This window comes from Vibrio vulnificus CMCP6 (genome assembly GCF_000039765.1).
GTDB lineage: Bacteria > Pseudomonadota > Gammaproteobacteria > Enterobacterales > Vibrionaceae > Vibrio > Vibrio vulnificus_B.
Genome location: NC_004459.3, coordinates 3,068,035 through 3,089,359 on the forward strand (window position 1 = coordinate 3,068,035; position 21,325 = coordinate 3,089,359).

The window sequence follows — 21,325 nt, forward strand, 5'->3', positions numbered from 1 at the left end:
TTCGACAATTTCAATCAACAGATTTAGTTAACAAGAAAAATTAATTTACTTTATGGGGTTAAAAATAAAAAAAGAGAGCATTTGCTCTCTTTTTAATCAATATTTCTTTTTCTATCGCAAAAAAAGATTTTTAAAGTTTTGGGTGGTTTTTTCACCAACACTTGCTAAGGAAATGTTTTTAAGCTGTGCGATATATGCAGCAACTTCGATAACATAGGCGGGTTGATTCTCTTTGCCCCTATGAGGTACAGGTGCCAAGTACGGAGAATCGGTTTCGATCAACAACCGTTCCAAAGGAATGTGTTTTACAACCTCTTTAAGCTCCGTTGCTTGTCTGAACGTGACATTTCCAGAGATAGAGATGTAAAAACCGAGCGCCATTGCCGCTTCAGCAAAAGCAAGATCTTCGGTAAAACAGTGAATCACGCCACCGCATTTGTCTGCCCCCCCATTGCGAAGAATGGCTAAGGTATCTTCTCTCGCTTGCCTCGTATGGATAATCAGTGGCTTATTCAGCTCAACCGCGAGTGCAACTTGCTGTTCAAAACGTTCACGCTGCAATGCTTGCGTCTCTGGCTTATAGTGATAATCAAGACCCGTTTCACCAATAGCCACAACTTTAGAATGCGAGGCATAGGCTTTCATTTTGTCCAAGCAAAAGGGACTTTCCACGTCTAATGGGTGCACTCCACAAGAGGCGTGTACGTTGTCAAAAGGCTCAATGAGCTCAAGCATTTTTGGAAAAGAATCCAATGTCACACCGACAGACAGCAATTGCTCCACATTTACCTGCTTGGCTTTGTTGATCACGTCAGCAACATCTATGTGCAGATCATCGTAATTCAATTTGTCTAGGTGACAATGAGAATCTACAAACATAATGCCTCTCTAGTTTCGATTAACCAGTTGATGATCATCAGTTCTTCGTTTAAACCCGAAAACTGATGTAACTGTTGATTTAATTGATTGAGTTTTACCATTGAGGTCTGTAATCCGCTCAAAGGCAGTTGCCCTAGCGCGTGACTACCTTGCAATGTTTCTTCATTTTGCAAGCCAAAATGAACCTTCTGCGCATCAGAAAGCAGTAACCACAACCACGAGAGATTACGTAACGTCGCGGCTTGAACTGTCTGACACAGTGACACGTAGTCAGAATCCGCCTGAATTAAGAAATCCACAAACTGTCTTTCGAGTTTTTCATAGTGTTGAAACTCTGATTCTTTTGCCATGTGCATTGCCGTCACGGGCGAGTAATGAGCCAGTTTCAGAAAGGACTCATTCACGCTAACCCCTTGTTGTTGCAACCATTGCATAGACACCGAGACCTCAGGAGGCGTTATGCTCCACTGTTGACAACGGCTGATGATAGTGGGCAACAACCGTTTCTTATCGTGGCAAATCAACAAAAATAGGCAGCTCCCAGACGGCTCTTCCAATGTTTTCAACAACGCATTTGAAGCCGATTCGTTCATCGCCTCCGCAGGTTCGATAACAAACAAACGATATCCGCCCATTTGAGAAGATTCTTGTGCCTGACGGTTACATTGGCGTATCTGCTCAACAGTAATAGCCTTGCCTTCTTTCTCTGGCCTAATGAAATGAAGATCAGGATGGTTTTGCGACTTTAACAGCTCGCAACTATGGCAAAAGCCACAACCCTCATCAGGGTAAGTCTTACACAGTAAAGCCGCCGAAAACTTTTCGATAAGCTCGTCAACACCGAGCTCAACGTCAGATTGCAACAAGATGGCACCAGGTAACCGCTGTGCCGACATGGCGGACTGCAGCCCTTGCCATGTCGATGCTAACCAAGGATAGTGTGTCAAAACCTTAATCCTGTAACTGTTCTAGCCAAAGGTTGAGCGCAGATCGAATGTCGTTCGCGACCTGCTCAATGCTTTGCTCTGCGTTAATCGTAACGATAGACGCATCGCTCTTCGCTAACTCCAAATAACGCTGACGTGTTCTTTCGAAAAAGCTGATGTCCATTTTTTCGATGCGATCGAGCTCTCCTCGCCCTCTCGCTCTCTCCAAGCCCACTTTAGGATCGATATCCATATACAGAGTAAAGGCTGGCTTAAACTCTCCTAATGCCGTGTCACGAAGATTTTTCATTAGTGTCGCATCAATTTGACGACCACCGCCTTGGTACGCTTGGGAAGAGAGATCATGACGATCACCCACCACCCACTTTCCTTCGTGTAGCGCAGGTTTAATGACATTCTCAACTAACTGAACTCGTGCCGCGTAGAGCAGTAGCAGCTCCGTCATGTCATGCAAATGCTCGCCAGGATGCTCTTCCTTCACCAGAGCTCGCATCTTTTCCGCCAAAGGTGTGCCACCCGGTTCACGCGTTTGTGCAATCTCATTAATCCCTGCTTGGCGTAATGTGTCCAAAACCGTTTGAATTGCCGTGCTTTTCCCAGCGCCTTCTAAACCTTCAATGACGATAAATTTTGCTTGCTTCATCTTTTCTTCAATTCCCGCAGATATGCTCTTACTGCTCTATTATGTTCAGCTAATGTTTTTGAGAACACATGCCCACCCTTACCGCTAGCGACAAAGTAAAGATAGCTGCTGTTCTCTGGATTTAATGCGGCAGCGATAGAGGCTTCTCCCGCCATCGCAATCGGCGTCGGTGGCAATCCGTTAATCACGTAAGTATTGTATGGCGTTGGCGTGCGTAGATCTTTCTTGCGAATGTTGCCATCGTAGGCCTCCCCCATGCCATAGATCACCGTAGGGTCCGTTTGCAAGCGCATTCGCTTATTTAAGCGGTTCACAAATACAGACGCAACTCGCTCTCTTTCTTCATCAATAGCGGTTTCTTTCTCAATAATGGAAGCTAGAATTAGCGCTTCATAACTGTTTTTTAGCGGCAACTTATCTTGACGCTGCTGCCAATGTTTATCCAGCACTCGATTTAACTTCTCATGTGCGCGTTTGAGTAACTCAACATCAGAGGTGCCGTAGGTATAGTGATAGGTTTCCGCAAGAAAAAGGCCTTCAAGCTTTTCATAGGGAATCTCCAGTCGCTTGGCAATTTCTGCTTCGCTCAAACCTGCCAATTCATGAACCAAATAAGGGTCTTGTGCCATCTGCACCATCCACTCTTGGAAACGACTTCCCTCGACAAATGTGATGGTAAATTGATGTTCTTTGCCAAGATTGAACACTTCCAACGCTTGATAAAGCGACATCTCTGATTCGATTTGGTAGGTACCTGCTTTTATTCGAGTAATTTCTGGGTAGAGTTTGGGAATTAAGCGCGCCAGAGGTGTGGGTTCCTCAATCCAGCCTTTCTCTGTCAGAATGGCCAATGTGCGGCCAAAACCACTTCCTGAAGGAATGGTGATGATCTCACTGCCCTCGAGTTTGAGCGGTTGGTTAACGTAGGTTTTGGTTTGCGAATATGCCCAAAAAGTAGCAACGCCTATCATCAACGCGGCAATAAAGAGCAGCCCTATTATTTTTTTTATCACGAGTTAAAAATTCCTTCAAAATATCGTGTTGTGGTACCAATTGGGTAACGGGTTTCGAGAATCTGATTGATAGGAGCAACACCCAGCAAAGAGTTGGTCATGAATACTTCCTCAGCCGCCAATAAAGAGGACAAGTCTGCTTTGATTTCCTGACACGCTATCGCACGACGTTGTGCTTCGCCCATCACCAAGCGACGCATCACACCGGACACTCCACTCAAAGTGAGATCGGGAGTAAAAAGTACACCATTCTTAACCCAAAAAAGATTGGCTATTGTAGTTTCAATCACATGGTTTTGCACATTAATCGTCACCCCATCTAGGTAACCCAACGCATCGAGTTCCCCTTTGCAAAGAACTTGCTCAAGACGATTATTATGCTTGTGTCCTGCAAGAATAGGATTGATACCGAGAGGTGTTTGACACACACCGAGCTCTACACCATGTTGTTGCCATTGGGAATAATGAACAGGATAGGAAAAACTCGAGATGGTAACATTTGGCGTAGCAACACCACTGGGGCTGTAACCGCGACCGCCTTCTCCGCGGCTAATGTGCAATTTCAACCCACCTCGTGCATCTGGTAACGCGGCCTGGTGTAGCCACTGTTCAACCAATGCCCAATCAGGGAGAGGAATAGAAAGAACCTGTAAGCACGCTTCCATACGTTCAATATGTAATGGCCAATGCTCGATTTGGCCATTCAATGTTTTCATGGTGGTAAAGCAGCCATCACCATACTGGAATGATCGGTCTGAGAGAGAAACTTCCGTTGCTACAACGCCATTGACCCAATACATGCTATCTATATCCCAATAAAAACAAAACGGCTTAATGCTAAGCATCAAGCCGTTTAAATACAAGTTTCAGAAACCTAAATGAGTGTTAGATTTTCTTAAATACGAGTGAGCCGTTTGTTCCACCGAAGCCGAATGAGTTACAGATCGCGTATTCCATATCCACTTTCTTCGCAGTATGTGGAACAAGATCGATATCCAAACCTTCTTCTGGATTATCCAGGTTAATGGTTGGTGGAACGATCTGATCAACCAGCGACAACACGGTAATGATCGCTTCAACAGAGCCTGCGGCACCAAGTAGGTGGCCGGTCATAGATTTTGTTGAAGATACTTTAACTTGTTTTGCGCCCTCTTCACCAAGAGCACGTTTTACGCCTTTAATTTCAGCCACATCGCCTGCTGGTGTTGATGTACCGTGAGCGTTCACATAACCCACTTGTGTACCAACAATACCTGCGTCACGCATTGCCGCTTCCATCGCTAGAGCGCCACCAGAGCCGTCTTCGCTTGGTGAAGTCATGTGATAAGCATCACCCGACATACCAAAGCCAACCAGCTCAGCGTAAATTTTTGCGCCACGTGCTTTTGCATGTTCGTACTCTTCAAGTACCATGATGCCAGCACCATCGCCTAATACGAAACCATCGCGATCTTTGTCCCAAGGACGAGACGCTTTTTGTGGTTCATCGTTACGAGTAGAAAGAGCTTTCGCCGCACCAAAGCCAGCCATACCAAGCGGTGTTGATGCTTTCTCAGCACCACCAGCAACCATAGCATCAGCATCGCCGTAAGCGATCATTCGCGCTGCATGGCCGATGTTATGCAGACCAGTAGTACATGCCGTAGAAATCGCGATGTTCGGACCGCGCATGCCACGCATGATAGATAGATTACCTGCAACCATGTTTACAATAGTTGAAGGAACGAAGAATGGGCTAACTTTACGTGGGCCTTTTTCAACTAAAGCGGTGTGGCCTGCTTCAATAAGATCAAGACCGCCGATACCAGAGCCGATCGCAACACCAACGCGGTGTGCGTTTTCATCCGTAATTTCAAGACCTGAATCGTCTAAAGCCTGAATACCTGCTGCAATGCCGTACTGGATGAAGAGATCCATTTTACGTGCATCTTTTTTAGACATGTATTCTTCGCAGTTGAAGTCTTTTACCAAACCGGCGAAACGGGTAGAGAAGTTAGTTGCATCGAAATGTTCGATATTGACGATACCACTTTTGCCTTCAAGCAGGGATTTCCAGGATTCTGCTACGGTGTTGCCAACCGGTGACAACATACCCATGCCAGTGACAACTACACGACGCTTGGACACGATATAATTCTCCGGGGATTGAATTTCTATGAGAGGATAGAAGAAGTTAGAAAAAACACAGGCGGTCTAGGTGACCGCCTGGGGGAGATGATTACTGAGCGTTCGCAGTTACGTAATCGATCGCAGCTTGAACAGTTGTAATCTTTTCAGCTTCTTCGTCAGGGATCTCAGTGTCGAATTCTTCTTCTAGTGCCATTACTAGTTCAACGGTGTCTAGAGAATCAGCACCTAGGTCGTCTACGAAAGAAGCTTCGTTTTTAACTTCAGACTCATCAACACCTAGTTGTTCAACAATGATTTTCTTTACGCGTTCTTCGAGGTTGCTCATTTTTCTTTTCCTTTACAGAGTTCGCTTTATGCGATGTTTTCCGTAGTTTATTCAAACTATTAAAAGTTGCAAGACCAACTTTTCTGGTCAAACCACAATTTACGCGATTTTAACCGATTTTCATTACATATTTGACCTAAATCATGCACAGACAGTGAACATAATTTAGACCATATACATTCCGCCGTTGACGTGCAGTGTTTCGCCAGTGATGTAAGCAGCAGCTGGCGACGCCAAAAATACCACAGCTTCCGCAATTTCACGAGGATCACCAAGACGACCTGCTGGAACATTCGCCAAAGTGGTCGCACGCTGCTCATCATTTAGAGCACGAGTCATATCTGTCTCAATGAAACCTGGCGCTACAGTATTGACCGTTACACCACGAGATGCAACTTCACGAGCCAATGATTTTGTGAAACCAATAACACCCGCTTTCGCAGCCGCGTAGTTTGCTTGGCCTGCGTTACCCATTGTGCCAACAACAGAACCAACGTTGATGATGCGGCCATCACGTTTTTTCATCATGCCACGCATCACTGCTTTAGAAAGACGGAAAATAGACGTTAGGTTAGTGTCCATGATGTCGTTCCACTCGTCATCTTTCATACGCATAAGCAGATTATCGCGTGTGATACCTGCATTATTAATCAAGATGTCGACAGCGCCGAATTCATCATTAATCGCTTTTAGTACGCTTTCAACCGATTCAGCATCCGTCACATTCAGAGCAAAGCCTTTGCCATTTTCGCCTAGGTATTCTGAAATTGCCGCTGCGCCGTTTTCTGAAGTCGCGGTACCAATTACTGTCGCGCCACGTGCAACCAGAGTTTCTGCGATTGCGCGACCGATACCACGGCTCGCGCCCGTTACTAACGCAACTTTACCGCTTAGGTTTAATAAGTCAGTCATTTTTATTCCCTATTACTTTACAGCGTCAAGCGATGCAACATCGTTTACTGCCGCTGCTTCTAGTGATTTGACAATACGTTTTGTCAAACCTGTCAATACTTTACCAGGGCCCATTTCAAGCAATTTTTCGACACCCTGTGAACTCATTAGTTCCACACTTTCAGTCCAACGAACTGGGCTGTACAGTTGACGAACTAGGGCATCTTTGATTTTCGCTGGGTCGGTTTCTGCAACCACATCCACGTTATTGATCACTGGCAGCTGTGGGGCTTTGAATTCGATAGATTCCAGTGCAACCGCAAGTTTCTCTGCTGCTGGTTTCATTAGTGCACAGTGTGAAGGCACAGAAACTGGAAGAGGAAGAGCACGTTTAGCGCCCGCTTCTTTACACAGTGCACCCGCACGCTCTACTGCGTCTTTGCTGCCTGCAATCACCACTTGGCCAGGAGAGTTGAAGTTCACTGGAGAGACCACCTCGCCTTGCGCTGCTTCTTCACAAGCTTTGGCAATCGCTTCATCATCTAGGCCGATGATCGCGTACATCGCGCCAGTCCCTGCTGGTACGGCTTCTTGCATAAGTTGACCACGAAGCTCGACAAGTTTGATCGCTTCTTGGAAATCAATCACGCCAGCACACACTAATGCTGAGTACTCACCCAAGCTATGGCCTGCCAAGTTTTCTGGTTGAGCAAGACCTAATTCTTGCCACACTCGCCAGATCGCTACCGACGAAGCCAGCAATGCCGGTTGAGTGCGGAACGTCTGATTCAAATCTTCCGCAGGACCGTTTTGTACCAGTGCCCATAAATCGTAGCCAAGCGCTTCTGACGCTTGTGCAAATGTTTGTTTAACGATTTCATACTGTTCGCCAAGATCTGCCAGCATACCAACTGCTTGAGAACCTTGACCTGGAAATACGATAGCAAACTTGCTCATAGTAATTTTCCTTAACCGAAGCTAAATAAAATGCTGTTACTACTCACGAGCAACAGCAAAATTAGAATTCTTAATTAAAAGCGAACTAATGCCGAACCCCAGGTGAAACCGCCACCAAAGGCTTCTAGTAGTAGCGTCTGACCACGCTGAATACGCCCATCACGCACGGCCTCATCTAATGCCGTCGGTACGGTTGCCGCAGAGGTATTGCCATGACGATCAAGGGTAATTACCACTTGATCGAGCGACATAGACAGTTTTTTCGCCGTCGCTGAGATGATCCGGTAGTTCGCCTGATGTGGAACTAACCAATCCAACTCAGATTTATGCATGCCGTTCGCTTCTAGAGTATCTTTCACCAGTTTCGATAACTGAGTCACCGCTACTTTGAATACTTCGTTACCCGCCATGTGTAACCATTTGTCGGCATCTTTGCCGCGCTCAGGTACTTCTAAGCTAAGAAGATCACCAAACTCACCATCCGCGTAGATGTGAGTAGACAGAATACCCGGCTCTTCGCTTGCTCCAACAACCACAGCACCTGCACCATCACCGAATAAGATAATGGTCGAGCGGTCCGTTGGATCGCAAGTTTTCGATAAAGTGTCAGAACCAATAACCAGTACGTTTTTACACATACCCGTTTTAATATGTTGATCAGCAATAGAAAGTGCGTAGACAAAGCCAGAGCACGCAGCAGCTCGAGCGAATGCAGGACAACCTTTGATGCCAAGCTTTGCCTGCACCTGACATGCAGATGAAGGAAAAGTATGGCTTCCACTTGTCGTCGCGACGATGATCAGGTCAATATCATTTTTGTCGATACCTGCCATCTCAATCGCGTTTTGAGCCGCATAAAAACCCATATCAGCTACCGTTTCATTTTCAGCAGCAATACGACGCTCTTTAATACCAGTTCGGGCAACAATCCACTCATCACTTGTCTCTACCATTTTCTCTAGATCGGCATTGGTGCGGATCTGAGATGGCAGGTAGCTGCCAGTACCTAAAATTTTGCTATACATGAAGACTAATAATGCCTCTCGAGTAAAACCGCTTCCAAACGATCGCTTATACGGCTTGGTACTTGTCGTTTGACCTCGTGTACCGCCTCACCAATCGCATTAACTAAGGCAGATACATCAGCACTTCCATGACTTTTTATGACAATGCCGCGCAATCCTAGCAAACTTGCGCCGTTATACTGGTCGGGGTTCAGTGTTTTTAGTTCATTAAATAGCTCAGAAAACAATATTCTGGCTATCCAACCCTTTATCGACGAAGCCATCATGCTGGTTTTTATTTTTTCGATAAACAGCTGCGCAGTTCCTTCGCTGGCTTTTAGGCAGACGTTGCCAACAAATCCATCGCATACAATCACGTCTGCTGCGTTTTTTAAGATTTGGTTTCCTTCAATGTAGCCGACAAAGTGAACCGCTTGCGTTTGCGATAGCAGTTCAGCGCAACGCTTCACCAAATCATTGCCTTTCGTTTCTTCTTCACCCACGTTCAACACCGCGACTCTTGGAGCACGGTTTAAGTGCTCTTCAGCAAGCGCAGAGCCCATGACAGCAAACTGAAATAAGGTATCCGCATCACACGAAACATTGGCACCAAGATCCAACATCCAACTGCGACCACCCGTTACGGTTGGTAAAGCGGAGATCAATGCAGGTCGGTCGATTCCCGGCAGCAATTTGAGAATAAAACGAGAAAGCGCCATGAGTGCGCCGGTGTTGCCACCACTGACGCATGCATCTGCGGTTGAGTCCGCAACAAGCTCGATTGCGTGTCGCATTGAACTGCCTTGGCTGTTGCGCAAAGCTAAAGAAGGCTTTTCGGAATTAGAAATCATTCGATCACAATGCTGAACGCTCAGACGAGCATCAGGTTTGTAACCTAATAAGGAAAGTTGGGACGTGATCTGTTGTTGATCACCTGTAAGAATCACTTTTAGCTCTGGGAAATGAGACAGTGCCTGCACGGCGGCAGGCACTGTGACGCGTGGACCGAAATCCCCGCCCATTGCATCAAGTGCAACGGTAATACTTTGCAAAGGGTCAACCTTACTTGTTGATAACCTTTTTGCCACGGTAGTAACCTTCAGCGGTTACGTTGTGACGTAGGTGAGTTTCACCTGAAGTCGCGTCTACAGATAGTGCAGCTGTAGTTAGCGCATCGTGTGAACGACGCATGCCACGCTTAGAACGTGTCTTACGGTTTTGTTGTACGGCCATTGACCCTACTCCTATGTTATGGTTCAGCTTAAAGCTTAGCGCTTTAGGCTTTTTAAAACGTCGAACGGATTTGGTTTTGTTTCCTCAATTTCTTCAGGAATCTCACCAAAAACCATGTTATTTGAATCAACGCTGCAATCCGCTTCGTCATGCATTGCAATTTGAGGTAACTCTAAGATGAACTCATCTTCAACAAGTTGAATAAGGTCGACTTCGCCATATTCGTTAAGATCTACCAAATCGTAACATTCTGGGGCATCTTGCTCACTTTTCTCACTGTAGTAAGGAGTATAAGTGAACTCTACTTCACACAGATGCGTGAAGGTCTCATTACAACGTTGACATTCTAAACCGACTTCGATGTTAGCTTTACCAGAGATAACAACAAGTCGCTGTTCATCTATCTCAAATGACAAATAGACTTCTGCGTCGCGTTTTACGCCTTCGGTCATTTCAGCTAGACGCTTAAACAGACTGGCTTGGATGATGCCATCGTAATCCAATCTCTTCTGCGCGGCTTTGGCTGGATCCACCGTTCGCGGTATTTTTACCTTTTGCATAGGGCGCGAATATTATCTTCCAAAAAGAATTTAGTCAAAGGAAAAGGCAAAAAAGTTGTACTTTTTTGCGCTTGTTATACAGAGCATTAGCATGCTCCAACGGGAATCCGTTATGCTATGAAGAATGCTCCGTCAAATTGTAAGCCAAAATGGAAAATTACCAACTAGTTTTAGCGTCTACCTCACCATTTCGTCAGCAACTGCTGGAAAAACTGGCAATTCCTTTTTCAACTCTCTCTCCAAACTGCGATGAGACCCCACTGGAAGGTGAGTCCCCACAACAGTTGGTCTTGAGACTTGCCGAAAGCAAAGCGCAATCCTGTCAAATCAATCAACCAAGCTTGGTGATAGGCAGCGATCAAGTGTGTGTTATTAACGGTAACATTGTTGGTAAACCTCATAATCGACAAAATGCCATCGCACAACTGACCGCTCAAAGTGGCCAATCCATTGTGTTTTATACCGGCTTGGCGGTTTACAACAGCGAAACCGGAGAAACACGCTCTTGTATTGATGAGTTCAAAGTGCATTTTCGCCCACTGACTCAAGCACAAATTGTACGCTATGTGGATAAGGAGCAGCCATTCTACTGTGCCGGCAGTTTCAAAAGCGAAGGATTAGGAATTGCTTTGTTTGAGAAGTTGGAAGGCAAAGACCCCAATACCTTAGTTGGCCTACCCTTAATCGACCTCATTGACTTACTGGCTCAACAAGGCATGCAGGTTTTGGGTTGATACAAAAAAGGGATGATTCACTCATCCCTTTTTTCCTTATCGACTGGTTCGCAATGATTGAACGACCTTTTCCAACTGCTCACCCATCGGCGCGTTGATTTCCATTGGTTGTTCTGTCGCCGGATGTGTAAAACGAATATTGGCGGCGTGAAGGAACAAACGGTTCAGTCCATGCTGAGCGGTATAAGCATCGAAACGTCGATCACCGTATCGGTCATCCCAGGCAATTGGATGACCACTGTATTGTGTGTGCACTCGGATTTGGTGTGTGCGCCCCGTAATTGGGCTGGCTTGCACTAGGGTTGCCTGTGGAAACTTTTCAATCACTTTGAAACGCGTTTCTGATGGCTTACCGTTTGGATTGACGCGCACAATGCTGTTCACTTCGTTTTTCAGTAATGGGGCGTTAACCACTTTACAGCTGTTTTTCCACTCTCCCATCACCAGTGCAAAATAGTATTTCTGTACTGTTTTCTCGCGAAACTGCGCTTGCAAATGACGCAGAGCTGACCGTTTTTTCGCCACCAAAAGAATACCAGAGGTATCACGGTCGATGCGATGCACTAGTTCAAGAAAGCGCGCTTCTGGTCGCAGTGCACGTAGCGCTTCGATAGCACCAAACTTGAGACCACTTCCACCGTGGACGGCGGTACCTGACGGCTTATTTAACACCAACAGATGATCGTCTTCATAAATGATCAAATCTTGCAATTCAGCGACTTTGTTTAGTTTCGTACTCGGTGCCGTTTCAGGATCTTTTTTCTCAAGTGTTACCGGTGGAATGCGAACAACATCACCAGCAGCCAATTTATACTCGGCCTTAACTCGCTTTTTGTTTACGCGCACTTCTCCCTTACGCACGATTCGATAAATCATGCTTTTCGGAACATCTTTCAGTTGGTTGCGTAGAAAATTATCAATACGCTGCCCTGCCATATCTTCATCAATATCGACGATTTGGACTTTAGTTCTTATTTCATTCATGGCGCTATTCTAAAGGTGAATTTGCTGGGCCTGCTGACTTGTTGTGATACAAGCATCGAGCAAGTCATTATTATGGCAAACTTGTGCTATCTGTTCGCAAAGCCGCACATTTTAGCGGTTTTCCTTGACTAGGAAAACCGTAGAATTTTTGCTGACCGTGTAACAGAGCAGTTCAAAGTTACTCACAGGTTACTAATAACCCAATCGTTGTTTATTAAACAATCAGTTAGCGAACGCAAAATTGAATGAACACGAAAAAATTTCATCGTTTGCCGCAATGCTCGTTGCTGATATTAGCGTCCACTGCTATAGTTCACAGCTGCGAAGGTAGGTCTGGTTGAATTTTATGCAAAACCGACCATTTATCCACAAGCAAATGAGTAGTTTGTTGGTGTTTGAATGCAGCAATTGGCGTAAGACATATCAAAACCGACATAACTGTCACGCTACTCATCGCACACTCATGTTGAGTAATTACCGATATTAATGCGGCTCACAGGCAATTTTTTGTTTGTGATGACTGACGTGCCCTTAGAGCATCCCCTTCCAGCCGGGAGGCTGCAACGCGTAAACCACGGGATCAGGCACCATGAGATAGCGATATTCAGTGACAGGTAATTAAAGACAATAAAAGATAAAGACAACGAGAAATTATCAATGAAAAGAATGTTGATTAACGCAACTCAAAAAGAAGAGTTGCGTGTCGCTTTGGTTGATGGCCAGCGACTTTACGATCTAGATATCGAAAGTCCTGGACATGAGTCAAAAAAAGCAAATATCTATAAAGGACGTATTACCCGTGTTGAACCTAGCTTGGAAGCTGCATTTGTAGATTACGGTGCTGAGCGTCACGGTTTCCTTCCTCTAAAAGAAATTGCCAAAGAATACTTCCCAGATGGTTACTCTTACCAAGGTCGCCCAAGCATCAAAGAGGTGCTGACTGAAGGTCAAGAAGTCATCGTTCAAATCGAAAAAGAAGAACGTGGTAGCAAAGGTGCAGCACTGACCACCTTTATTTCCCTCGCGGGTAGTTACTTAGTTCTTATGCCAAACAACCCACGTGCTGGCGGTATTTCCCGTCGTATCGAAGGGGATGAGCGCACCGAATTAAAATCTGCATTAAGCACACTGGAACTGCCGCAAGGTATGGGTCTTATCGTGCGTACGGCAGGTGTTGGTAAGAGCGCTGAAGAGCTAGAGTGGGATTTAAACGTTCTGCTTAAGCACTGGGCCGCCATCAAAGATGCTTCTGAATCCAACCCAGCACCTTTCTTGATTCATCAAGAAAGTAACGTCATCGTTCGTGCGATACGCGACTATCTACGCCGTGACATTGGTGAAATCCTTATTGATAGCAACACCATCTATGAACGTGCCAAAGAACACATTCAGTTGGTTCGCCCAGATTTTGTTAATCGCGTGAAGAAGTATGACGGTGAAGTGCCACTGTTTAGCCACTACCAAATTGAAAGCCAAATCGAATCGGCTTTCCAACGTGAAGTGCGTCTGCCTTCCGGTGGCTCTATCGTTATCGACCCAACAGAAGCACTGACGTCTATCGATATCAACTCTGCTCGCGCGACAAAGGGCGGCGATATCGAAGAAACCGCACTGAACACCAACTTAGAAGCTGCAGACGAAATCGCTCGCCAGTTGCGTCTTCGTGACCTTGGTGGTCTTGTGGTGATCGACTTCATCGATATGACCCCAGTACGCCATCAACGTGAGGTAGAAAACCGTCTGCGTGAAGCCGTTCGTCTCGATCGCGCTCGCGTTCAAATTGGTCGTATTTCTCGCTTTGGTCTATTAGAGATGTCTCGTCAACGCTTGAGCCCTTCTCTTGCAGAAGCAAGTCATCATATCTGTCCTCGTTGTAGTGGTACAGGTGTGGTTCGCGATAACGAATCTCTTGCGCTTTCTGTTCTTCGTCTTATCGAAGAAGAAGCACTGAAAGACAACACTGCACAAGTATTGGCTGTTGTGCCAGTGCCTATCGCCTCTTACCTTCTTAATGAAAAACGTCGCTCTGTGAACCACATTGAACGTATTCAAGAAGTGAAGATCACCGTTGTTCCAAACTCGGATATGGAAACGCCGCATTTCGAAGTGATTCGTGTGCGTGAAGGTGAAGAAGTGGATCTGCTTTCTTACCTGCTACCGAAGAAACTCGAAGCAATGAAAGAAGCGGAAGGCAAAGAGAGCCCAGAGACTGAATACAAACCGAAGAAAATCGAAGAGCCGGTGCTTAAAGGTTTTGCTTCTCCAGCTCAATCTGTACCAGCACCTGCGCCAAAAGCAGCAGTTGCTAAAGTGGCAAATGAAAAACCACAGGCAGAAGAGAAACCAGGTTTGTTTGGTCGCTTAATCAAAGCATTGGGTAGCTTCTTATTCGGTTCTGCTGAAGAAAAAGTAGAAGCAGAGAAGACCGAACGCAAAGATGAGCGTGAGAAAGGCAACCGTCGTCAAAAACGTGACCGTAACGATCGTCGTCGTAATAACCGCGACAACAACCGTGAAAACAATCGTGACCGTGATGGCAAACGTCGTCAGCGCAATCGTGATGAAAACGTCGTTGAGACTCAGGATGAAGCAATCAAACCACGTTCTCAGCAAAAGCGTAAGCAAAGACCTGCTCAAAACAAAGCAGACAATGCAGTAGAGAGCAAAGCAAACGCGAAAGTGGCAGAGAAAGGCCTACAGCTTGCTGCTGAAGCACAAGGTGCGTCGAAGCAAGAAGGTCAGAAAACGCCAAGCAAAGCGGAGAAAGTGAAAGAGCGCCGTCAGCGCCGTAAACTCAACAAACCTGTTCGCGTGAAAGATCAGCTAGAACAAGCTGAAGAAACGCTTATGGATGCAGCTCCGGTCGTTGAAGCAGAAACCTTTAACAAGCAAAACACACCTGCATCTGAGAAAGCAGAGAAAGTGGTTGCTGACACTGTCGATGCAATGGACAACAGCGAAAACGAAGAAAAACCACGTCGTAATCGTCGTTCTCCTCGTCATCTACGTGCAAGTGGACAACGTCGTCGTCGCGGTCGTGATCGTCGCCCTAACCCATTCCGCCTACGTAAAGGTGGGGTTGCTTCTCCAGAAATGGCCATGGGTAAAGTGATGCCTCGTTACATTCCAAAACCAGTTGCTAAGAAAGAAGAGATGGTTAAGGAAGAGGTTGTAACAGCCGTTACTGCAGTACCTGCAATGCAAGGTGGCGTCGCATGTCCAGAAATGGCGATGGGTAAAGTGATCATCCGTCGCGATATCACCGCTGCTCAAACACCGACTGAAACGAAACCAAAACGTTCTAAATCTCGTAACAACAAGCCAGCGAAAGCAGCCGTTGTTGAAGTGGTTACTGAAGAACCAACGGTAGAGAACGCGGTTGTAGCAACGATTCAAGAAACTGATGTTCAGAAAATCGAGCCTCAAGTTGAAAGTGTTTCGCAACCAGTAGAACAGGTTTCTGTAGAAACTACAGAAGTGGTGGCAGAAATCGTTGAAACTACTGAGGTTGTCGCTGAGGTGGAAAGCGCAACGGAAACAGTTGCAAACGAAACTGAAGCAACTGTGGCAGTAGTCGAAAGCTCTATCAAGGTAATTAAAGCGCAAGCTTCAGCACCGATGACTAAGGCACCTGGCCCTCAAGAGCTTATTGAGATCCAAGTTGTCGCGGCACCATTTAAAGCAGAGCGCTATGCACAGCGTGGTGCGGGTAGCCAAGTGGCGACAAGTCAAGCCTCAGCGGCAATGACAAAGCCAGAAATGGTGTAACGCTTTAAGCTAAATAAACAAGGGCCATCTTCGGATGGCCCTTTTTATTGCTTGTAAATATCCATTCATCGTCCTAATCATTATTGAACTTAATCACACTTTTCTGTAGCATCTTGCGACTCAGCTTTTCGGCACGGGTGCAAACAAGCTCTTTTTTCCTCAATCAGCGAATCTCAATCGCGGATCAAGGATAGGTTTCAGTTTTAATGCTTTGCGAACTTGTGTCGGGTAAATTCATTTAACGATATTAGCCAAAACACATGTTCGAATTTCCTCAATTTTCAAAGCACTCAGTAAAAAATGATGTGCTCTCCGGGCTCACCGTTGCGCTTGCACTGGTGCCAGAAGCCGTTGCTTTTGCCTTCGTTGCTGGCGTTGACCCTATGGTTGGCCTCTACGCAGCCTTTATTGTTGGTTTAGTCACTTCGATTTTCGGCGGACGCCCAGGTATGATTTCCGGCGCAACAGGCGCAATGGCGGTTGTCATGGTTTCGCTCGTTTCTTCACATGGTGTTCAGTATCTGTTTGCCGCTATTATGCTCGCAGGTATTTTGCAGATTGCTGCTGGTCTATTTAAACTCGGTAAGTTTATCCGTATCGTGCCCCACCCAGTTATGATCGGCTTCGTCAATGGTCTCGCGATCGTGATTTTCCTCGCGCAACTCGGTCAGTTTAAAATGGCAGATGCAGCAGGTGGACTCACTTGGTTACCTCAAGATCAGATGTTGCTTATGTTAGGCCTTGTGGCGCTTACTATGGCCATCATCCACTTCTTACCGAAACTAACCACGGCCGTTCCTTCGTCTCTTGTTGCCATCGTGACGGTAACAGGCTTAGTGATTGGCTTTGATCTTGAGACTCGCACGGTGGTGGATTTCCTACGCACCATGTCAGGAGACGAAGGCGCCACTCTCGCGGGTAGCCTGCCGACCTTTGCTTTACCTATGGTTCCTTTTGATCTGGAAACCTTACAAATCATCTTCCCATACGCGGTGATTCTTGCGGCTATTGGTTTGATTGAATCACTATTAACACTCACCGTGCTGGACGAAATGACCAACACCCGTGGTCAGTCAAACCGCGAATGTATCGGTCAGGGTATGGCAAACATGACCTGTTCTGTCTTCGGAGCAATGGGTGGATGTGCGATGATTGGTCAATCGATGATCAACGTCAATTCTGGTGGCCGAGGCCGTCTGTCAGGCATCGTTGCTGCTGTGGCGCTGCTGATGTTTATCTTGTTTGCTGCCGCACTGATTGAAATGATCCCTCTTGCTGCACTCGTTGGGGTAATGTTTATGGTGGTAATCGGTACCTTCGAATGGGCCACCTTCAAGCTGGCACGCCGCGTACCTAAGCAAGACTTCTTTGTGATCGTGCTCGTGACGGTCGTAACGGTGATGACAGACCTAGCGGTGGCAGTTGCGGTTGGCGTGATCGCTTCAGCGCTGATGTTTGCTTGGAACCATGCTAAGCACATTTACACAGATACCCGTATTAACGAGGAAGGTTCTAAAGAGTACAAGATCCACGGTCCTATTTTCTTTGGTTCAACGGCTAATTTCCTTGAACTATTCAACGCGCAGCAAGACCCAAGCGATGTCATCGTTGACTTTGCCGATTCTCGTGTTACCGATCACTCGGCAATCGAAGCGATCGAAACATTGGCCGAACGATACTCTGCCGTTGGCAAAACGCTGCACCTACGTCATTTGAGTCCAGATTGCCGTAAGTTGCTTGATAAGGCGGGAAGTTTGGTCGAGATTAACGTCAAAGAAGATCCAAGCTATAAAGTCGCGACCGACGTACTCGCGGGATAATCACTTTGGGGGATGAACTCATGTCATCCCCTTTTTTGTTGGGTCGTTAGTTCTTTGCAACGTTTTCAAGAATCGCTTCTGACGCGGCTTCGATAAGATCCAGCACCAAATCAAACCCTTCCTCACCGCCGTAATAAGGATCAGGAATTTCATCCACATCCAACTCTGCATGGCTGAGAAACAGTGATACTTTGTGACGATACTCCTTTGGGCAAATATCGAAAAGGTCAGCTAAGTTCGCTTTGTCTGCCGCTAGAATCATATCGAAATTAGCAAAATCTTCGGGGGTAACTTGACGCGAACGGATGCCACTAAAAGAGTAGCCACGTTGCTGCCCTGCCTGCATGGCCCGATGATCCGGTGTATTGCCTGCGTGGTAACCTATCGTCCCAGCAGAATCCACTTCTACATCAATCCCCAGTTGCTGTGCTTTTGCTCTTAATACGGCCTCTCCTGTTGGGGAGCGACAAATGTTTCCCATACAGACAACCAAAATTTTCTTCATTCTATCCCCTGTAATATCAGTGGTTTTTCTTCCATTCGACATGGTCTATCATAGCCGCAAAATCGAAAAGCTGAAAAGGGATGTCTATGTCTGACGAAAGCGCATCAAGCGAAAACCTATCCACAGAGCAAGTAAAAGCTCAGCGACACAAAGAGCGCCAACAAAAAGTGAAAGAGCAAGTCGACGCTAAAATTGCTCAAGCTCAGGAAGAAAAGGGACTGCTTCTCGTCATTACGGGCAATGGAAAAGGCAAATCAACCTCCGGTTTTGGGACGATCGCTCGCGCAGTTGGGCACGGGAAAAAATGCGCCGTCGCTCAGTACATTAAAGGGACTTGGGACAATGGCGAGCGTAATCTTTTAGAAAAACTGGGCGTTGAGTTTCAAGTGATGGCGACGGGGTTCACTTGGGAAACACAAAACAAGGAAACCGACACTCAAGCCGCTCAAACGGTATGGAAAGAGTGTCAGCGTATGCTGCAAGACGACTCGATCGATGTGGTGCTCTTTGATGAACTAACCTACATGGTGAGCTATGGCTATATCGAATTAGAAGAGGTGGTTGAAGCGCTCAATAACAGACCAAGAATGCAATCGGTCATCATTACTGGACGCGGTGCCCATCGCACTTTGATTGAGATGGCCGATACCGTCTCCGAAGTAAAAAACGTGAAACATGCGTTTGAATCCGGTATCAAGGCACTAAAAGGTGTCGACTGGTAATGGAAATGCTTTTCCAGCTCCAATCTATAAGCAGGGCGACATGATGTCGCCCTGCTCTTTCTATGACTTAGCTAGTTAAACAAGCCTTTAAGTAAACCATCGACCGCCTCTTTGGTTTTCTCATCTTTGATCTTATCGGTCAACTTCTCGACTCCGCGGTCAATCTCTTTTTGGGCTTTTTGCTTTAACACATCATCAAACACCAACTTGAATTTTGGATCCGCCCAACTGCCTGAAATGTTGATAGGAATGGTCACGTCTCTCAGTTCATCGATGTCCTTACCGCCTTGGCCTTCTAGCGATCCCACAATCGAAGTACTGACCGTAAAATCAACCGTTTGATTGATGTAGTTTGCTTCTCCTTTCCCACGAATACGCAGTAGCGGAGATTGCATGTGCATGTTATTGGTTGTCACCTTGCCTTTGTTCAACGTCAACGTTGCCGTCATTGAACTGAAGTCGGTTTTTTGCACCCCTTCGGTGGCGTCTAACTTTTCACCTTTAATCTTGGCGTAGTTTTCACGAATCATCTGCGCGACGTTAATGCCGTTGACAGCACCATCAGCAAAATTGATTTCAACTGTACCGACAAGGTTTTTCTGAATACCGCTTGGCGTTAAGCTTGATCCCTTCACATCAACATCGATATTGCCAGTACCTTCCAACTTGTCGTTTTGTGCCACGTCCACCAACAGCGGTTGCACCTGAACACCTTTGATGCGCTTTTTCACACTATAGGTAGCGGGTGATCGACGTGCATCCAGTTTCGCGCTGGCGTTGATAGAACCTTGATACAGATTGGCATCAAAACGATCTAAAGTCGCGATACCACGGTTCACCGTGAACTTGGTGATGACATTTTGCAGCTTGGCATTATTGGCTTTGAACTTATCAATACTCACCTGGCCAATCACATCCAACGTTTTTAAAGCACTTAGGTCAGGCTCAACTTCGTTGTTTGCCTCTGGATGCGCGTCTTTGTCATTGCTGCTGTTTGTGCTTGCGGTTTCTTGCGATGGCTGCGTTAGGCCGAGAAATTCATCGAGATCAATCTCTGGGCTGTGCAGTGAAAAGCGTACTTTGGGAATCTCAGCTAACGTCACATCGGCTTTACCATCTAAAGCAATGGCGTTGGCGGTCAGTTTATTAAGCACAAGCGATAGATGGCTGCGCGGCACATCAAAGGTCACCTCAGAGCTCATTGCCACCTTCATCGGCGATTGAGGCAGAGATTCCCCATTTAGTTGCGATTCCAACTGGAATGCCTTCACCATCACGGTGCTGATGGCTGCATCCACATGCAACTGCGCCGAGCCATTGGCCGAAAGATCCATACCGGATGCTTGGCCTTTGATTTCAAATGTCAGTGCGTTGTCTTTATCAAACTCGAAGGTGTCCAGCACCAACTTGATGTTATCCATCTTCGTGGCTGGATCGCTAAACTGGCTGTTTAGCTCAATATTGCGCAGAGCATAAGAAGAGAAATCTTGCGCCAGCTGAAATTCAAGCTTGCCGTTTGCACTGAACTGTTGCTGGTTGTTTTTTCCTTTGGCTGAAAATTCCGCTTTGGTCCATTGCTTAAAGGCGAACTCTGAAAGTGAGAAATTCACATCATAGAGTTCAAGTGAAGTCCCCGCTTGTCGATCTTGGTTAACAAGTTTGGCATTGCTCACCGTGATCCCGGCCAGCTCCATACGCCAGTCTGCCGCTGCGCCAGCTTGCTGTGGAGCATCCGTAGTGGGCTCCGAGCTCACCTCTTGCTGAGCCGTTTCTTGTTGCACTTTCTGCTGCTGAGTTAGCGCATCAATATTCTTTTGCCCATCTTTACGCGTCTCTAGATGGAATTCCGCACCATCAAGGCGAACATCACCAATTTGCAAGACTTTATCAAGTAGAGGCATCACCGAGATATCGATCCCAACGCTCTCAACTTTAAACAAGTTTTCTTGAGAAAAGCCCTGAGGATTCTTTAATTCCGTTTTGCCTAGAGAAAAACCAATCGAAGGAAAAAATTGCCATTCAATGTCGCCTTCAATCACCAACTCTAAACCCGTTTGCTTGGCCACTTGTTCGGTGATCAGCGGTTTAAATTGATTGGGGTTTACTAAGGTCACTAGCGCTATCGCAGCCATCACGACAACCGCGATAGGCGCAGCCAAAATAAGGAACAGTTTTTTCATATGCGTATTCCTTTGCATCAAGAGTTGAGA

Annotated in this window: 20 protein-coding genes; 4 read left to right on the forward strand and 16 right to left on the reverse strand. The window is 46.3% G+C overall.

Annotated elements, in window-relative coordinates; genetic code table 11:
* Window positions 1–111 precede the first annotated feature (111 nt).
* The 13 genes from VV1_RS14220 to yceD all read right to left on the reverse strand — a co-directional run bounded on the left by VV1_RS14220 (window position 112) and on the right by yceD (window position 10,582).
* Complete coding sequence (locus tag VV1_RS14220) at window positions 112–879, reverse strand: TatD family hydrolase (protein ID WP_011080812.1); 768 nt, start codon at window positions 877–879, stop codon at window positions 112–114.
* On the reverse strand, window positions 870–1,826 hold the full coding sequence (locus VV1_RS14225; RefSeq protein ID WP_011080813.1) for a DNA polymerase III subunit delta': 957 nt from the start codon (window positions 1,824–1,826) through the stop codon (window positions 870–872). Before VV1_RS14225 ends, VV1_RS14220 begins: the two co-directional genes overlap by 10 nt.
* A 4-nt stretch (window positions 1,827–1,830) precedes the next feature.
* Window positions 1,831–2,469, reverse strand: coding sequence for a dTMP kinase (tmk, locus tag VV1_RS14230; RefSeq protein WP_011080814.1), 639 nt, complete (start codon window positions 2,467–2,469; stop codon window positions 1,831–1,833).
* Window positions 2,466–3,482, reverse strand: coding sequence for an endolytic transglycosylase MltG (mltG, locus tag VV1_RS14235; protein WP_011080815.1), 1,017 nt, complete (start codon window positions 3,480–3,482; stop codon window positions 2,466–2,468). Before mltG ends, tmk begins: the two co-directional genes overlap by 4 nt.
* Complete coding sequence (gene pabC, locus VV1_RS14240; protein WP_011080816.1) at window positions 3,479–4,282, reverse strand: aminodeoxychorismate lyase; 804 nt, start codon at window positions 4,280–4,282, stop codon at window positions 3,479–3,481. Before pabC ends, mltG begins: the two co-directional genes overlap by 4 nt.
* Window positions 4,283–4,367: 85 nt before the next feature.
* Complete coding sequence (gene fabF / locus VV1_RS14245; protein ID WP_011149969.1) at window positions 4,368–5,609, reverse strand: beta-ketoacyl-ACP synthase II; 1,242 nt, start codon at window positions 5,607–5,609, stop codon at window positions 4,368–4,370.
* Window positions 5,610–5,700: 91 nt separating this feature from the next.
* Window positions 5,701–5,937, reverse strand: a complete 237-nt coding sequence (gene acpP, locus VV1_RS14250) for an acyl carrier protein (protein ID WP_011080818.1) — start codon at window positions 5,935–5,937, stop codon at window positions 5,701–5,703.
* A 165-nt stretch (window positions 5,938–6,102) separates the two neighbouring features.
* On the reverse strand, window positions 6,103–6,849 hold the full coding sequence (gene fabG, locus VV1_RS14255) for a 3-oxoacyl-ACP reductase FabG (RefSeq protein WP_011080819.1): 747 nt from the start codon (window positions 6,847–6,849) through the stop codon (window positions 6,103–6,105).
* 12 nt (window positions 6,850–6,861) lie between these two features.
* A complete protein-coding gene (gene fabD, locus VV1_RS14260; RefSeq protein ID WP_011080820.1) occupies window positions 6,862–7,785 on the reverse strand; it encodes an ACP S-malonyltransferase in 924 nt (307 codons plus the stop codon).
* A gap of 74 nt (window positions 7,786–7,859) precedes the next feature.
* A complete protein-coding gene (locus VV1_RS14265; protein WP_011080821.1) occupies window positions 7,860–8,810 on the reverse strand; it encodes a beta-ketoacyl-ACP synthase III in 951 nt (316 codons plus the stop codon).
* Between the two features lie 5 nt (window positions 8,811–8,815).
* The gene (gene plsX / locus VV1_RS14270) at window positions 8,816–9,841 is read right to left on the reverse strand and encodes a phosphate acyltransferase PlsX (RefSeq protein WP_011080822.1); all 1,026 of its coding nucleotides are present in this window, start codon (window positions 9,839–9,841) and stop codon (window positions 8,816–8,818) included.
* 10 nt (window positions 9,842–9,851) lie between these two features.
* Complete coding sequence (rpmF, locus tag VV1_RS14275; RefSeq protein WP_011080823.1) at window positions 9,852–10,022, reverse strand: 50S ribosomal protein L32; 171 nt, start codon at window positions 10,020–10,022, stop codon at window positions 9,852–9,854.
* A 35-nt stretch (window positions 10,023–10,057) separates the two neighbouring features.
* Complete coding sequence (yceD, locus tag VV1_RS14280) at window positions 10,058–10,582, reverse strand: 23S rRNA accumulation protein YceD (protein WP_011080824.1); 525 nt, start codon at window positions 10,580–10,582, stop codon at window positions 10,058–10,060.
* Between the two features lie 149 nt (window positions 10,583–10,731).
* Between yceD and VV1_RS14285 the strand changes: the two genes are divergently transcribed.
* A complete protein-coding gene (locus VV1_RS14285; RefSeq protein WP_011080825.1) occupies window positions 10,732–11,316 on the forward strand; it encodes a Maf family protein in 585 nt (194 codons plus the stop codon).
* A gap of 36 nt (window positions 11,317–11,352) precedes the next feature.
* Here VV1_RS14285 and rluC read toward each other — a convergent pair whose 3' ends face one another.
* A complete protein-coding gene (rluC, locus tag VV1_RS14290) occupies window positions 11,353–12,300 on the reverse strand; it encodes a 23S rRNA pseudouridine(955/2504/2580) synthase RluC (protein ID WP_011080826.1) in 948 nt (315 codons plus the stop codon).
* Between the two features lie 657 nt (window positions 12,301–12,957).
* Here rluC and rne point away from each other — a divergent pair.
* Entirely contained in the window at window positions 12,958–16,068 is a 3,111-nt protein-coding gene (gene rne / locus VV1_RS14295) for a ribonuclease E (RefSeq protein ID WP_011080827.1), read from the forward strand.
* A gap of 260 nt (window positions 16,069–16,328) precedes the next feature.
* Window positions 16,329–17,888, forward strand: coding sequence for a SulP family inorganic anion transporter (locus VV1_RS14300; RefSeq protein WP_011080828.1), 1,560 nt, complete (start codon window positions 16,329–16,331; stop codon window positions 17,886–17,888).
* Between the two features lie 46 nt (window positions 17,889–17,934).
* Here the strand turns inward: VV1_RS14300 and VV1_RS14305 are convergent, their stop codons facing one another.
* Complete coding sequence (locus VV1_RS14305; RefSeq protein WP_011080829.1) at window positions 17,935–18,393, reverse strand: low molecular weight protein-tyrosine-phosphatase; 459 nt, start codon at window positions 18,391–18,393, stop codon at window positions 17,935–17,937.
* Between the two features lie 80 nt (window positions 18,394–18,473).
* Between VV1_RS14305 and cobO the strand changes: the two genes are divergently transcribed.
* Complete coding sequence (gene cobO / locus VV1_RS14310; RefSeq protein ID WP_043921052.1) at window positions 18,474–19,115, forward strand: cob(I)yrinic acid a,c-diamide adenosyltransferase; 642 nt, start codon at window positions 18,474–18,476, stop codon at window positions 19,113–19,115.
* 71 nt (window positions 19,116–19,186) lie between these two features.
* On the opposite strand, the gene VV1_RS14315 is transcribed toward cobO, so the two are convergent.
* The gene (locus VV1_RS14315; RefSeq protein WP_011080831.1) at window positions 19,187–21,295 is read right to left on the reverse strand and encodes an AsmA family protein; all 2,109 of its coding nucleotides are present in this window, start codon (window positions 21,293–21,295) and stop codon (window positions 19,187–19,189) included.
* Window positions 21,296–21,325: the final 30 nt, after the last annotated feature.

Coding starts and splice junctions, on each gene's coding strand:
- rpmF (WP_011080823.1), bottom strand. CDS start 10,022: ATGGCCGTACAACAAAACCGTAAGACACGTTCTAAGCGTGGCATGCGT.
- cobO (WP_043921052.1), top strand. CDS start 18,474: ATGTCTATGTCTGACGAAAGCGCATCAAGCGAAAACCTATCCACAGAG.
- VV1_RS14285 (WP_011080825.1), top strand. CDS start 10,732: ATGGAAAATTACCAACTAGTTTTAGCGTCTACCTCACCATTTCGTCAG.
- rne (WP_011080827.1), top strand. CDS start 12,958: ATGAAAAGAATGTTGATTAACGCAACTCAAAAAGAAGAGTTGCGTGTC.
- VV1_RS14315 (WP_011080831.1), bottom strand. CDS start 21,295: ATGAAAAAACTGTTCCTTATTTTGGCTGCGCCTATCGCGGTTGTCGTG.
- yceD (WP_011080824.1), bottom strand. CDS start 10,582: ATGCAAAAGGTAAAAATACCGCGAACGGTGGATCCAGCCAAAGCCGCG.
- pabC (WP_011080816.1), bottom strand. CDS start 4,282: ATGTATTGGGTCAATGGCGTTGTAGCAACGGAAGTTTCTCTCTCAGAC.
- tmk (WP_011080814.1), bottom strand. CDS start 2,469: ATGAAGCAAGCAAAATTTATCGTCATTGAAGGTTTAGAAGGCGCTGGG.
- rluC (WP_011080826.1), bottom strand. CDS start 12,300: ATGAATGAAATAAGAACTAAAGTCCAAATCGTCGATATTGATGAAGAT.
- VV1_RS14305 (WP_011080829.1), bottom strand. CDS start 18,393: ATGAAGAAAATTTTGGTTGTCTGTATGGGAAACATTTGTCGCTCCCCA.
- VV1_RS14220 (WP_011080812.1), bottom strand. CDS start 879: ATGTTTGTAGATTCTCATTGTCACCTAGACAAATTGAATTACGATGAT.
- VV1_RS14265 (WP_011080821.1), bottom strand. CDS start 8,810: ATGTATAGCAAAATTTTAGGTACTGGCAGCTACCTGCCATCTCAGATC.
- acpP (WP_011080818.1), bottom strand. CDS start 5,937: ATGAGCAACCTCGAAGAACGCGTAAAGAAAATCATTGTTGAACAACTA.
- VV1_RS14300 (WP_011080828.1), top strand. CDS start 16,329: ATGTTCGAATTTCCTCAATTTTCAAAGCACTCAGTAAAAAATGATGTG.
- fabD (WP_011080820.1), bottom strand. CDS start 7,785: ATGAGCAAGTTTGCTATCGTATTTCCAGGTCAAGGTTCTCAAGCAGTT.
- fabG (WP_011080819.1), bottom strand. CDS start 6,849: ATGACTGACTTATTAAACCTAAGCGGTAAAGTTGCGTTAGTAACGGGC.